The sequence below is a fragment of the Microbacterium tumbae genome (assembly GCF_054780175.1).
In genome coordinates this window covers 164104-178321 of record NZ_BAAGWV010000003.1, presented here as the reverse complement: position 1 = coordinate 178321, position 14218 = coordinate 164104, and the positions used below count along the sequence as shown (strand labels likewise).

General features: G+C 64.9%; 12 protein-coding genes. 5 read left to right on the top strand and 7 right to left on the bottom strand.

The window, feature by feature from the left end:
• Nucleotides 1–86: 86 nt before the first annotated feature.
• The 3 genes from ACYVGQ_RS12735 to ACYVGQ_RS12725 all read right to left on the bottom strand — a co-directional run bounded on the left by ACYVGQ_RS12735 (nt 87) and on the right by ACYVGQ_RS12725 (nt 3960).
• Nucleotides 87–1379, bottom strand: coding sequence for an O-antigen ligase family protein (locus ACYVGQ_RS12735; protein WP_460785014.1), 1293 nt, complete (start codon nt 1377–1379; stop codon nt 87–89).
• Entirely contained in the window at nt 1376–2269 is an 894-nt protein-coding gene (locus tag ACYVGQ_RS12730; protein WP_460785013.1) for a glycosyltransferase, read from the bottom strand. Before ACYVGQ_RS12730 ends, ACYVGQ_RS12735 begins: the two co-directional genes overlap by 4 nt.
• Before the next feature lie 215 nt (nt 2270–2484).
• Nucleotides 2485–3960, bottom strand: a complete 1476-nt coding sequence (locus ACYVGQ_RS12725; RefSeq protein ID WP_460785012.1) for a lipopolysaccharide biosynthesis protein — start codon at nt 3958–3960, stop codon at nt 2485–2487.
• 131 nt (nt 3961–4091) lie between these two features.
• Here ACYVGQ_RS12725 and ACYVGQ_RS12720 point away from each other — a divergent pair, with 131 nt between their 5' ends.
• The 4 genes from ACYVGQ_RS12720 (at nt 4092) to ACYVGQ_RS12705 (ending at nt 9203) form a co-directional block, all read left to right on the top strand.
• Nucleotides 4092–5162 (top strand): glycosyltransferase, encoded by a 1071-nt coding sequence (locus tag ACYVGQ_RS12720; protein ID WP_460785011.1) that lies wholly within the window; start codon nt 4092–4094, stop codon nt 5160–5162.
• A 112-nt stretch (nt 5163–5274) separates the two neighbouring features.
• Nucleotides 5275–6690 carry a UDP-glucose dehydrogenase family protein gene (locus tag ACYVGQ_RS12715; protein WP_460785010.1) on the top strand — a complete coding sequence of 472 codons (1416 nt, stop codon included), beginning with the start codon at nt 5275–5277 and terminating at the stop codon, nt 6688–6690.
• 64 nt (nt 6691–6754) lie between these two features.
• The gene (locus tag ACYVGQ_RS12710; RefSeq protein ID WP_460785009.1) at nt 6755–8527 is read left to right on the top strand and encodes a DUF4012 domain-containing protein; all 1773 of its coding nucleotides are present in this window, start codon (nt 6755–6757) and stop codon (nt 8525–8527) included.
• Between the two features lie 100 nt (nt 8528–8627).
• On the top strand, nt 8628–9203 hold the full coding sequence (locus tag ACYVGQ_RS12705) for a hypothetical protein (RefSeq protein ID WP_460785008.1): 576 nt from the start codon (nt 8628–8630) through the stop codon (nt 9201–9203).
• Nucleotides 9204–9474: 271 nt separating this feature from the next.
• Here the strand turns inward: ACYVGQ_RS12705 and glmM are convergent, their stop codons facing one another.
• From glmM to rplM, 3 genes are read right to left on the bottom strand one after another with little or no spacing between them, the layout of a single operon-like run.
• Complete coding sequence (gene glmM / locus ACYVGQ_RS12700; RefSeq protein ID WP_460785007.1) at nt 9475–10833, bottom strand: phosphoglucosamine mutase; 1359 nt, start codon at nt 10831–10833, stop codon at nt 9475–9477.
• 15 nt (nt 10834–10848) lie between these two features.
• Complete coding sequence (rpsI, locus tag ACYVGQ_RS12695; RefSeq protein WP_460785006.1) at nt 10849–11331, bottom strand: 30S ribosomal protein S9; 483 nt, start codon at nt 11329–11331, stop codon at nt 10849–10851.
• A 26-nt stretch (nt 11332–11357) separates the two neighbouring features.
• A complete protein-coding gene (rplM, locus tag ACYVGQ_RS12690) occupies nt 11358–11804 on the bottom strand; it encodes a 50S ribosomal protein L13 (protein WP_460785005.1) in 447 nt (148 codons plus the stop codon).
• Between the two features lie 852 nt (nt 11805–12656).
• Here rplM and ACYVGQ_RS12685 point away from each other — a divergent pair.
• Nucleotides 12657–13247 (top strand): hypothetical protein, encoded by a 591-nt coding sequence (locus ACYVGQ_RS12685; protein ID WP_460785004.1) that lies wholly within the window; start codon nt 12657–12659, stop codon nt 13245–13247.
• 261 nt (nt 13248–13508) lie between these two features.
• Here ACYVGQ_RS12685 and ACYVGQ_RS12680 read toward each other — a convergent pair whose 3' ends face one another.
• Nucleotides 13509–14189, bottom strand: a complete 681-nt coding sequence (locus ACYVGQ_RS12680) for an endonuclease/exonuclease/phosphatase family protein (protein ID WP_460785003.1) — start codon at nt 14187–14189, stop codon at nt 13509–13511.
• Nucleotides 14190–14218: the final 29 nt, after the last annotated feature.

The window sequence follows — 14218 nt, the reverse complement described above, 5'->3', positions numbered from 1 at the left end:
AGCGTCACCAAGGTTGTCGTACTGCCCCGTCAAGTAGGAATAGATGAGCCGCGAGCCTTCCGGTGAACTGCTGCCCCTAGGCCGCGTCATATTTGATGCCTCACTAGCTGACGCCCCCTCCTCTTCGGACCATCTTTATGTTGGCCGACCGGTACGGGAACCGCTTTGGCTACTAACGGCACGAGTGCAAAAAGGACCATAAATGGAAGAACCTCCACTGACTGATAGACGAAGCTCTGAACGATGCACGCGAGAAGTCCAGCTCGAAACCAGGGAGAGGTCTTCGGGGTTGCCAGCACGGTGGTCAGCATTATCCCGTAGTACGAAATGACACCAAGGACTCCGAAGCTCACGAGCAATTGAAGTATTCCCGATTCGGGGGAAGCTATCGCTGCAGTTTCACTCAAATTAGACGTAATATTAGTGAACTGACCGGCATGACTGCCCACCCACAATGGCGACTCCGCCCAAATCCGCAATATCGTCCCCCACGCTTCAAGCCGACCAGCGTTTCCTGCTCCATCAGCTCGGAAGATGGTAAAGAACCGTTCAATGTAAGAGCCGAGGGGGAAGATAAGGAGCAGGATGACGCCTAAGATCGGCAGCAGCACAATCGCTCTAACCCAGAAACGCAGATTTCTAGACAGAACGAGAGCGAATGCCAGCCCGGCAATGACTATAACCATTCCCGATCGCGAATAGCTCACCACTACACAAGCCATACCCGCGATTCCCGTGGTCAGATAGATCCAGTGCCGCTTTGCTTCATAGATGCCGAGGACAACAAAAGAGACGATCGCCAATGCGATTGGATAATGCAGGAAGCTTCCAGTCATCGCTGATGGACGGACTTCGGTTCGGAATGTACCCAGATCCGTTCCAGAAAACACCGAAAGTCCCACGAACTGTTGAAGGAGAGCAACAGCCATCATCACAAACGCGATCGCGACAAAACTAGGCCCGATCGCCCCGGACCGTGAAAAACTGAAATCATAACCGGCGAAGAAGACAAGCAAGCCAGCAAAGAAAAGCATGACCGCCGCATAGCTGAGAGCGTAATCCACTCCGGAGATCTCGCTCGACAGAAAAAGAGAAATCAACGCGACAACGAACAACAACCAACCGAGAGCGAGTAGCACCCCGAGATGCCTTCCTGGCTTCGGAAAGTTGCGAATCGTTAATACGATAACGAAAATACCTACCGCTGCTACCTGTATACCGTACGCCACCGTCTTCCCGACGAATAACTGATACAGACCCCTGCTGGTTATCGAAACCAGCATCAGAATGAAAAGCACGCTCGGAAATGGGTTTTTCCTAATTACCGGGCGCGCCCGACGAACGCGGCTCGTCGGCGCGGGGAATGTGAGCGCCTTCATCGTCGCTCCTCCCCCTTTTCACCCTCTTTAACGAAGAGAATCTCCCCCGATGCCGCTCCAGCTCCGTCCCAACCAAACTGCTCTCGGATGCCCTTGAATCGCGCACCGCCGCTCGACGTGAAAATCAACTGAGGGTACCGTAAGTAGAAGGTCCGTGCGGACCGGATCTCGAGTATCCACGGCTTGAGTCGGAAACGTGCTGTATCCCGAGCCCAACTGTGAACCCAACGGACATCACCCAGCACACGGGTCGTATAGCCATTGAGCCATGCGCGAAGCCCCAGATCCGAATCTTCGTAGTACACGAAGAACGCGGGATCCCAAGGCCCCTCCGACCTAATCCGTGCGAAGATTTCACGTCGAGCCGCAACCGCTGCGCCGATGACCCACGGAACGAGCGTCTCCCGACCCGGCTCGACGAAAATGTAGTACTGATCCCGAACTCGCCTAACCCCTAGTCGAGCCAGGATCTTATTGCTCAGGCTCGGCATCCCTCGCCCCGATGGTTGATGTTCGCCCGTCGGATAGACGAGCTGAGGAGCAACGATTCCATCCTCTCGGAGAAGGGCAGCCTCGATCGCGCTCAACGATTCAAAGTCGACGACCACATCGGGATTTACGAAAGCGACGAATTCCCCCCTCGCGGACGCGAATCCGATATTGTTTGCCGCACCGAACCCGAGATTCTGAGTCAACGAGATCACTTGAGTGGCTCCCAGATCTGAGGCCGTGTCAGACGAGCCGTCCGTCGAAGCGTTGTCAACGACGATCCATTCGACATACTCGGGAAGATCCGTGGTCCAGTGTTTCGCGAGAATCCGAGCACTGTTATACGCAACGGTGATGAGCGACCACCGCGGTCGAGGCGATACAGCGGCTTCATCCGTCATGAAGGGCTCCGGTCAGATCCACTAGAGGTAGCACCGATCTCATCAGTTCTCTGCTCACGCTTTGTGTCGAAAGACTAGGCCGGCTCGTTCGCGTTTTGAGAGTAGCAGGACTCTGTCCCCTTCTCTTATCCGATTCTGCACGATGACCCGTCCTCCCTGCCGATCCGAAGCGACTCAAGCCTCGGAGTCGGGACATCGAAACGACGCGCTCTCGCCTACCGGGCGAACGCCAGCTTGCCAAATCTAAGCAGTGATCGCATGTCGTTTCGCACAGTCCGAAACATGACGATCGCCAAGAAATACCATCCCAGCGCAAGCCCGACTGCGATGAGTAGCTTCCAACCCGAGTCCAGAGACAGGAAAAGCGAGCAGGCAAGAGCGATGACACCGGCCGGTGCTCCGAACAAGCCGATCGCACGGGCCGCGTCGACAATCAGGACACGGACATCGTTCTTCGTTACCCGCCCCGCCCAAAGGAGTGAGAGCATCCAGAAGAGCACGCATCCCACAGCGTTCCCGATAGCGACGCCCACCGCCCCCCAGGGGAGTCCGCCGAGCGTACAGGCGATAATCGTCGGCTGTGCGACAAGGTGCATCCGCAGATGGGAGCCTGCCATGCCATGCGAGATAAACATCCAGTAGGAGACCTGCTGGGCCGCGCGGAAGATGCTGCCGATGGCGAGGAACGCGAGTATCGGTCCGGCCGCGACCCACTGATGACCCAGCAGCAGGTCGACGAGAGGCACACTCGCACCTGCGATCAAGAGTAACGCGCTCGCCGTGACGTAACACGCGACGAGTTGAGCTTCGCGGATTGCCGTTGCGAACCTCTTACGATCATCGACGACCTTGACGAGCGCCGGAAGAGCGACCTTCGACATCGGCGCATTGATCTGGTTGAGAGGCGCCACCGCAAGCTGGAAGGCGCGATCATAAAGCCCCAGTGGCGCAGCACCCCACACCCGGCCGATGGCGACGGAATCGACGTTTCGAGTCGCGTAAGTGAGAAGCTGGGTCACGAAGAAGCTGAATCCGAACGACAATAGCGGTCGCATCCCTGTTCGCTGCTTGGGCAGGCTCGGCCACCAACGAGCGAGCATGACGCTCATCAGCAGCGTTAGGAGTGCGGTGAGCACCTGCTGCGCAACAAGCGCGCCGACACCCCCGCCGAGAAACGCCAATACCGTGGCAAGCAGGAAACCCATGAAAACGGGCACCACATCGCACAGAGCGAGCGCGGTGAATCGCATCGCTCTGTTGATGGCAACACGGAACTGTGTGGACAGTCCGTTCAGTACGTAGACGGGCGCTATCGCCTGGACCACGGGAACGAGCTCCGGACGGCCGTAGAACCCTGCTATCCACCATGAACACCCGAACACGACCGCGGCCAGCACGAAACCCACGGAGCCGTTTATCCAGAAGAGGTTGCTCTTCTGCCCCTGCGAGAGCGTGCGCGCCTGCAACGCGGCCATCGAGAGTCCGAAATCTCGAAAGATCTCAGCGATACCCGTGAGAGCCACCACCATCGCGAACAGACCGAAGTCCGTCGGCGAGATCAACCGTGCCAGGAGAAAAGTGGAGAGAAGCAGGATCGCGGTGCGGGCGATCTGCGCCACCAGAGTGACGGCTCCTCCACGCGCCGCACGAATCCGCAGGGACGGCGCGCCGGTCGGTTCTGAAGAGGTCACTCGACAATCGTCTCAGACGTTGCGGCAGATGCTGCCAACGCAGAAGACCGGCGTCGACTTGTCCAGGGCGGCCAGCGCGTGTGACACTGTGAATCACAAGCCACCCCAACGATTCCGGTCGATAGGACAGCGTGCGCATTCTCTTCCTCACTATTGACCTGGCGAGTAACGCGACCGGGAGGACGTACGTTTTATGGCTGCTGGCCAGGAAGCTCGGGTGGACGACCGATGTCGTCGCACCCAGCGGCGAAACTGTCTGGGGTCCGGTTGCCGACTCGGAGTTCGCGAGCGTGTGCAGGGTTCTGACGGACTCGGAGAATGACGCTGGGGAACTGCTTTCACTGGCTGGCGGCGCGGATCTGATCGTCGCTGTGAAGCCATTGCCCGGTGCATACGATCGGGCTCTGCGGTTGCAGAGAGCGACCGGCACCCCGCTGCTCCTCGACATCGATGATCCATCGATCGAAGCCCGCGTTCCATTGCGCGATCCACTCCGGCTCCTCGGACTGGCGATCCTACGCCCCAAGAGTTTCTGGCCGGTTGCCCGTCTGTACAGAGCTGCGAAGCATGAACAACACAAGATCGTCAGCAACCCGGTACTTCAACAGCGATGGGGCGGGGACATCGTTCCGCATGCACGCGAGGACAGCGGCGCAGGAGTCGCGCATGCCCGGAGCAACCCGGAAGTGGTCTTCGTAGGAACCAATCACGTGCACAAGGGCATATCGACGCTGCGGGAAGCCGTTTCGATGTGCCAGGACCTTGGCGTCCGCTTGATTGTCACCGACACTCCTCCCGCCGATGCTCGTCCTTGGGAACGCTGGGTCGGCAGAACGTCCCTCGAGGCAGGCTTCGAGCTGGTGCGTAACGGGGACATCGTCGCGTTGCCGAGCATTCCGGGCCGCGCATTCGCGGATGCTCAACTTCCTGCCAAGATCATTGACGCGATGCTCGCTGGTCGAGCGGTCGTGGTGTCGGACCTGGCTCCCCTCGTATGGGCACTCGACGGTACCGGAATCGTCGCAGATGAGTACACCCCCTCGGCGTTCGCCTCCGCGATCCGGGCGCTGGCGGCTCCTCAAGCACGCGCGCCGAAGGGGGCCGCGGCTCGAACACGAGCGCTGGGTCACTTCTCCGTCGAGGCTGTCACGCCGGTGTTCGAGGCGGCATGCATCGACGCGACGAGCGCATCTATCCGATAGCGGGCGTCCGACAGTCTCCGAGAACAGCTCTGCGACCGAAGCGACCGAAGCACCGCGAGAGATGCCATTCATCGGCTTCTGCTATGCATGAAGCATCCCCAGAAGGAGCCCCATGAAACTCTCCGTCATCGGTTGCGGATACCTCGGTGCCGTCCACGCAGCAGCTATGGCCTCCATCGGCCACGAGGTCGTCGGCATCGATGTCGACGAGCGCAAGATCGCCTCCCTCTCCACCGGGCAGGCGCCGTTCTTCGAACCCGGACTGCCGGAGATCCTGACCCAGGGCGTCGAAGCGGGCAACCTGCGCTTCACCACCGACGTGTCCGAGGCGAAGGGAGCGAAGGTTCACTTCATCGGGGTGGGAACACCGCAGCAGAAGGACGGCTACGCGGCTGATCTGACCTATGTGAACGCAGCGATCGATGCACTGCTCCCCCACCTGAGCCCTGGCGACATCGTCGCCGGCAAGTCGACGGTGCCGGTCGGCACGGCCGCCGCGCTGGCTGAGCGCATCGCACCCACCGGCGCCACCCTCGTGTGGAACCCGGAGTTCTTGCGTGAGGGATGGGCGGTGCAGGACACCATCGATCCCGATCGGTTGGTCGTCGGTGTGCCTGGTGGGGGCGTTTCGACTCGCTCCGCTCGCTCAACGAACGAGGGGGGTGCCGGTCTCTCAACGAACGAGGGGGACTCCGCTCGCGCAACGAACGGAGGGGACGCCGGCCTCTCGGCGGACGAGCACGCCGTCGAGGTTCTGCGCGAGGTGTACCACCCCGCCATCGCGAAGGGGACGCCGTTCATCGTCACCGACCTCGCGACCGCCGAGCTCGTCAAAGTGGCGGCCAACGCGTTCCTCGCGACCAAGATCTCCTTCATCAACGCGATGGCCGAGATCGCCGAGGTCACCGGCGCCGACGTCACCCAGCTCGCCGACGCCATCGGTCACGACGCCCGCATCGGGAGGAAGTTCCTCGGCGCCGGCATCGGCTTCGGCGGAGGATGCCTGCCCAAGGACATCCGGGCCTTCGCCGCCCGCGCCGAAGAGCTCGGACGCGGCGAGTCGGTCGGCTTCCTCCGCGAGGTCGACGCCATCAATCTGCGGCGTCGCGAACGAGCCGTCGCCCTCGTCGCCGACGCCCTCGGAGGCTCCGTCGTCGGCAAGCACGTCACCGTGCTGGGCGCCGCCTTCAAGCCTCACAGCGACGACATCCGGGACTCTCCGGCGCTCGACGTCGCCGTTCATCTTCGCGGGCTGGGCGCGGAGGTCGTCGTCACCGACCCCGAGGCGATCGAGAACGCCCGCCGGCAGCATCCTCAGCTGACCTACGTCGAAGACCGCGATGAGGCCCTTCACGGAGCCGATGCCGTCGTCGTCGTCACCGAATGGGACGAATACCGCCGCAACCTCACCCCTGAGCACGCGGGCGAGCTCGTCGCGGGCCGGATCGTCGTCGACGGCCGCAACTGCCTGGACGCCGCCGCCTGGCGTGCAGCCGGCTGGACCTACTTCGGCATGGGCCGTCCCTGATCCTCGGATCGCGAAGGTCCTTCTTCGAAACGGACGCGTCCGCGACCCCGGCTATCGTTGCAGGGTGACCACCGTGACCTCCAGCGCCCGACGACGCCGCTCAGGAAAAGTGGCCGCATGGATCCTGGGCGGGATCCTTCTGCTCGCCGTGCTGGGTGCGGTGTGGATCGGCGTCCGCGGATTCCTCGCCTACCAGCACCTCGACAGCGCCAGAGCGAGTGCCGCGAACGCCGCCGAGACCCTCTCCGATCCGGCATCCGCCGCGTCGCTCATCGACGACATCGCCGCCGACACCTCCGCGGCGCACGACCTCACCAGCGATGTCGTGTGGAAGCTCGCAGAGGGCCTGCCGTGGATCGGGCCGCAGCTCTCCGCCGTGTCGACCGTCGCGGCATCGCTCGACGACGTCGCGTCGACGGCGCTCACCCCTCTGGCGTCCGTCGCCGCGTCCTTCTCGATCGACAGCATCCGCCCCCAGGACGGCACTATCGACCTGGCCCCGTTCGCCGGCCTGCGCGAGGCCGCCGACGCGGGAGCCGCCGGACTCGGCGCCGTCGACGCGGCCATCTCGCGCATCGACACCGCCCCGCTTCTCGGACCGGTGCGGGATGCCGTCGACGAGGTCGCCGCACTCCTCGACGAGACCTTCGCAGCCGCCGATGCCCTCCGCCGCACGACTGCTCTCCTGCCCGCCATGCTCGGCTCGGACGGTCCCCGCGACTATCTCATCGTCTTCCAGAACAACGCCGAGTGGCGTTCGCTGGGCGGCATCGTCGGCGCCATGGTGCTGCTGCACACCGATGGCGGGCGGATCACCCTGTCGACCCAGGCCTCCTCCTCCGATTTCCCGCACTACGACGCGCCGGTTGTCCCGCTCACAGACGACGAGATCCGACTCTTCGGCACGCAGCCGGCGACCTTCGTGCAGAACGTGACGCAGATCCCCGACTTCACCCGCGACGCGCCGATCATCCAGCAGATGTGGGAGCGCGAGACGGGCACCGTCATCGACGGCGTCATCGCCCTCGACCCCGTCGCGCTCTCATATCTGCTCGAGACGACAGGGCCGCTGACTCTCCCCACCGGAGATGAGCTGACCGCCGAGAACGCGGTGCCGCTGCTGCTCAACGAGGTGTATCTGCGCTATGAGAGGCCGGCGGACCAGGATGCGTTCTTCGCGGCCGCGGCCGCGACGGTCTTCACCGCGCTGTCGTCCGGCGACGCCGACCCGGCCGCCCTCGTCGAGGCACTGAGCCGTGCCGGCACGGAGAACCGCCTCCTGCTGTGGAACGCCGTGCCCGAGGAGCAGGCGATCCTCGACGGCACGACGCTGCAGGGCGTCCTCGGCTCCGCCGACCCCTCGGTCACCGACTTCGGCGTCTTCGTGAACGACGGCACGAGTTCGAAGATGGACTACTACATGGAGCTCGCCGCGGACGCGGCCTGGTGCGCCTCCGACGAGGCGGCCCTCACGGTCACACTGCGTAATGCCGCCCCCCTTGACGCAGCCTCGCTTCCGCAGTATGTGACCGGCGGGGGAAAGCATGGGATCCCGCCCGGCGAGGTGGAGACGGTGACGTACGTCTACCTCCCCGCCGACGCCGCCGTCGTGACGACGTCGGCCTCTGAGAACGCTGATTTTCCGGGCTTCGGCGGCGGAACCGACGCGGGCAGGCAGGTGCTCACCTGGACCACGCGGCTGTCTCCCGGCGAGGAGGCGAGCCTCGATCTGAGAGTCCGGACTCCCTCGACGGAGCGGATCGTTACACGGACGACACCGACTATTAACGTCTCCAGCGATTCTCAGCTTGCACCTTCCTGTGGTTCTCCTGAATAATCGACAGGGAACATACTCGGACGCAACTGGCATGCCGGAATATCTCCGGTTCCTCACATACCCTGCCGGAACCGTCCGTTCAACAGTCCGGAGGGGACTCATGAAGCACACACTCACCAAAGCGGCAGCCGTTGCGGCGATCGTCGCTGGGGCGATGTTCACGGTCCCGGCCGCGGCATCCGCCTACACTCCGCCCGTCAGCGGCATCGTCAGCGACTCCACTGTCGCCCCGGGCGGCTCCTTCACTTTCGCCGTCACCGAATCGGCATTCCTGCCGGGCGAGACGGTGACCATCTCGCTCACCGGCGAGAACGCCAGCGGCGCCTCGCTCGGCTTCATCAAGTTCGCGGTGGAGACCAACAACCTCGGCACCGCAGAGGCGAACGCCGAAGGCGGCCTCGACCCGGTGCAGATCACCCTGCCGGCTGACGCCTCGGGCACCTACACGATCCTCGCGACCTCGGCTTCGAACCCGGTGGGCGTCTCCGCCACCGTCTCTGTGTCGGCCGCAGCTCCCGGAGACAGCGGTGAAGACGACGGTCTCGCCGTGACCGGCGCCGACAGCGAGGCGCTCCTGGCGCTGTGGATCGGCGGCGGCGCGCTCGTCCTCGTGGGCGGCGGCATCGCGGTCGCCGCGGCTGTCCGTCGCAACCGCAAGCAGGACGTCGCAGCCTGAACCCGCTTTCATGAGAGGTGCCCCGACCGTCCTCGGTCGGGGCACCTCTCATTTGTCGTGCCTGTTCTCGCTCTCGGCCTCGCGACCACCGGCGCCCCGCTCCGCGACCCCGGGCCCCGCCGAACCAGGTACCCCGCCCTGCCGCCTCCCCGGTGTTTACACGACCATACGAGCCACCTCCCCGGGCGCCGCCACACAAGCCACCTCCCCGGGCGGCCACACGGGGCCGCCTTCCGGAGACTTGCGACGGGACAGACCGGTCCCAGAGCGGCTACACCGAGAGCCGCTCCCGTACGATGTCGGCAAGCCGCCCCGCGTACGCGTTCGCGCTCTCGGCATCCGCAGCCTCGACCATGACGCGCACGAGAGGCTCCGTGCCCGACTTGCGCAGCAGCACGCGACCGGTCTCTCCCAGTGCCGACTCCACCGCTCGGACGGCATCCTGCACGCCCTCGTCCTCGTCCACGCTGTCCTTGTCGACACCGCGCACGTTGACGAGCACCTGCGGGTACACGGTCATGACACTCGCGAGCTCGGCGAGCGTCCTGCCCTTGCGCGCCATCTCCGCCACCAGGTGCAGGCCCGTCAGCAGGCCGTCCCCGGTCGTCGCGTACTCGCTCATGATGACGTGACCGGACTGCTCACCGCCCAGCGTGAAGCCGCCGGCGTTCATGTCCTCGAGGACGTAGCGGTCGCCGACCGCCGTCTGGCGCACGGTGATACCGTGCTCGCGCATGGCGACATGCAGTCCGAGATTGCTCATCACGGTCGCGACGAGAGTATCGTCGGCGAGGCGGCCGCGCTCCTTCATGGAGACGGCGAGGATCGCCATGATCTGGTCGCCGTCCACGACATTGCCGTCGGCGTCGACGGCGAGGCAGCGATCGGCGTCGCCGTCGTGCGCGATGCCGACGTCGGCGCCCAACCGGATGACAGCCTCGGACAGCTGGCCGAGGTGGGTGGATCCGACGCCGTCGTTGATGTTGATGCCGTCCGGATCCGCTCCGATCACGGTCACCTCGGCCCCGGCATCCCGGAACGTCTCGGGAGACACGCCGGACGCGGCGCCGTGCGCGCAGTCCAGCACGACGTGGATGCCGTCGAGGCGGTGCGGAAGAGAGCCGAGGAGGTGCACGACATAGCGGTCCTCCGCGTCGGAGAAGCGCCGGATGCGTCCGACGTCACCGCCGGTCGGAAGCAGCTTCTCGCCGTTCATCGCGGCCTCGATGCGCTCCTCGACGACGTCCGGCAGCTTCACTCCGCCGCGGGCGAAGATCTTGATCCCGTTGTCAGGAGCCGGGTTGTGCGAGGCGGAGACCATCACGCCGAAGTCGGCGTCATGATCGGCGACGAGGAACGCCAGCGCCGGAGTCGGGATCACTCCGGCGTCGAGGACGTCGACGCCGGAGGAGGCCAGACCGGCCGCGACGGCGGCGGCCAGAAACTCCCCGGAGACGCGAGGATCACGGGCGACGACGGCGGTGAGCCGCTTTCCCTGCGCCTTGCGCGCCTCCGCAGAACGGCCCTGGCCCAGGACGACTGCAGTCGCCTGGGCCAGGGAGAGCGCCAGGTCGGCGGTGAGGATGCCGTTGGCAAGACCTCGCACGCCGTCCGTGCCGAACAGTGCCATGAAGGACTGTGCGGCTTAACGCTTCGAGTACTGAGGCGCCTTGCGGGCCTTCTTGAGACCAGCCTTCTTGCGCTCCTTGACGCGGGCGTCGCGGGAGAGGAAGCCGGCCTTCTTCAGGGTCGGGCGGTTGTTCTCGACGTCGATGCCGTTCAGCGCCCTGGCGATGCCGAGGCGGAGCGCACCGGCCTGGCCCGAGGGGCCGCCGCCGGAGATGCGGGCGATCACGTCGTAGGCGCCCGCGAGGTTGAGCACCGTGAACGGGTCGTTGATCAGCTGCTGGTGCAGCTTGTTCGGGAAGTAGTCCTCGATCGTGCGGCCGTTGACCGTGATCGTCCCGGAGCCCGGGACGAGGCGCACGCGGGCGATGGCCTGCTTGCGACGGCCGACAGCGGCGCCGGGGACGCTGAGCACGGGGCGGGGCGCCGCCTCGACCGCGTCGGTCTCCGGAGTCGACGTCGAGTAGTTCTGAAGGTCGGTGGTGTCCTGGATGTCAGCCACGAGTATGTCCTTATTCGTTGCGGCGCTTACTGGGCGACCTGGTCGAGGGTGTACGTCTGGGGCTTCTGCGCGGCGTGCGGGTGCTCGGCGCCCGTGTACACCTTGAGCTTGCCCAGCTGTGCCCGTCCGAGGCTGTTCTTCGGGAGCATCCCTCGGATCGCCTTCTCGACGGCGCGGACCGGGTTCTTCTCGAGAAGCTCGGCATAGGTGACGGACTTCAGCCCGCCGGGGTAGCCGGAGTGACGGTAGGCCTTCTTCTGCAGGAGCTTCTGACCGGTGAGCGCGACCTTGTCGGCGTTCACGATGATGACGAAGTCACCGGTGTCGATGTGGTTGGCGAAGGTCGGCTTGTGCTTGCCGCGCAGGAGCGCTGCGGCGTGCGAGGCGAGGCGGCCGAGAACGACGTCGGTGGCGTCGATGACGACCCAGTCGCGCTGGACTTCGCCAGCCTTGGGAGTGTATGTGCGCGTCACGATAGTGCTGCTTTCTTGTTCGAACGGAGAGGTTCGTGAATCCCACTCCGGGGTGGTTCCGTCTCCGCTCGAAGAGCTGGTGGAGATCGAACACGCCAGTGGAGGGCTCACGTTCGCGATGCCGCAGTAGGGCACCAAAGGAACAGCTTACGGCATCCGAACCCGTTTCGCGAACCGCCTCCTCTGGTGCACGCCTGCCTCAGGAGGTGCCTCATGTGGCCGCCTCGCCTACCCACCCCGTGAGCGAGGTGTCTCTTCTCGCCGCCTCGGGGGCCGGCACGCGGCCACATGAGGCACCTGAAGAAGGCCAACGCGCCAAGACGAGGCGCCTACCTCCGGCACAGCCTCCGAGGCGACTCGTCCTACACAGGAAACGGGCTGGCTGAATCATCAACAGGAGACGGGATATCCCCATCCACCTACCTCTCCGGCATACGAAGCTGTCCGTATGCCGATCACGCCCGCCGGGCTCCCCGAAGATCTTGGGGATGAGTTCGCCGCCGGCGACGCTGTATCCGCCGGAGCCACCCGTCGACGTCTCCGCGCGAAGGATCTCGAGGCGCCGTTCCGAGGTGCACGGCGACGGACCAGCGTGCGGAAAGCACGCGAAAAGGAGGATGCTGCCGACACCGCCCCTACCCCGAGACTCGGCGCCTTCGGCGACGGGTGCTGGAGGACGCTCGCGCCTATGCGACAGTCCGGCCGCAGGGCAGCTTCATCTGCGGGCGCAGCGCCGCCGTGATCCTGGGAGCTCCGATCGCTCATCCGGGCCCACTCGAGGTGTCCACGATCGCCCCGAAACGAGCCCCGCGCGGCGCAGGCGTCAGCGGACGGAAGATCGCGCCTACTCTCGTGAGCACGATCGAGTACGAGGGACTCCCCCTGTCCAGCCCCGCGTCGACCTGGGCGATGCTGTGTCGAGATCTCGACGAGCGCGCGCTCGTCGTCCTCGGCGACTGGATGGTGCACGTCCCGAGGGACGAGTTCGGCAGAAGGCATCCGGAGCGCGCGCTCACGACCATCGCCGATCTCAGAACGGCGGCCTTCGCCGGGGCGCGGCCGCCGCGCACGCGACTTCTACGGTCCGCCGTCGAGAGGATCGCCGTCGGGAGTTCCTCCCCGCTGGAGACCAGACACCGGCTGAACCTCCAGGATGCCGGGCTGCCGATGCCGGAGCTCGATGTCGAGATTCGCGATGCGAACGGGCGTCTGCTCGGGATCTCGGAGTTCGTCAACAGGGAATACGGTGTCGTGACAGAGATCGAAGGAGACCACCACCGTACCTCCCGCGCGCAGTGGAACCGCGACATTGCCAAGTACCGCGCGTACGAGGCGAACGGACTGAAGGTCGTGCGGCTCACGTCCGCCAATGTGCAAGGCCGCGCCCGCGACGACATCGCTCTCGTGGCGGATGCTCTGCGCGCGCGGGGCTGGCGTTCCTGACCACGCGGTCGACGCCTCACCCGGCGGCATCCCGTGCCCTCCCTTTGTCCCGGGCGCCTGGCATAGCCGCCTCCCGCGACTGAGGTATCCCGTATGGCCACTTCACCTCAACGAGGTATCCCCTCTTGCCGCTTCCCCACCAATGAAGCGACCACACGAGACACCTCCGCACGGCCGACCAGCCAGAAGCCGACCACACGAGACACCTCCGCACGGCCGACCAGCCAGAAGCCGACCACACGAGACACTCCCGACCAGGCCTCAGCGCACCGGCTCCGTCACCCGCGCGGTGATGAGGATCGGCCGGTGATCGCTCGCGCGCTGAGGCAGCGTCCGGATGCTGTCGATCTCGAATCCCTCGGAGGTGGCGAAGTCGTAGTGCCCCTTGAACACCCGGTAGCGCGTGTAGGTGCGCTCGTCCGACAGAGTCAGCGTGTAGCCGTGATCACGGACCGTCTGCCCGAGGTTCTCCTTGAAGACCGGATAGTTGTAGTCCCCCACCATGAGGACCGGGATGCCGGGACCGAGGCTCTCCAGTTCCGTGAGGGCGCTGCGGATCTGCGTCCGGCGCAGAGAGTTGAGCGCGGTCAGCGGCGCGGCGTGGAAGGAGGCGATGATCAGGTCGCGGGCATCGTCGATGTCGTGCAGGCGAACGCCGAGGACCCGTTCGTGCGCGGGCTTGAGCACGCGATCGTGCAGCGACTTCTTCAGCCCGATCGCGCGCAGCGAGTGAAGCCGGAAGGTGTTCTCTCGGTAGTACACCGCCAGCCCCAGCCGGTTGCCCTGGGTCGCCTGAGCGAGCACGAGATCGCCGACGCGTTCCGGAAGCGCCTCGACGTCGCACTCCTGGAGGCACAGCACATCGGCGCCGTGCTCGTCGACGAGCACCTCCAGCTCAGTGGCGGCGCGGTGCTTGCGCAGGTTGTAGGAGATGACCTTCATCGTCTTTCACGCTAGCCCGTCCGCCTGGG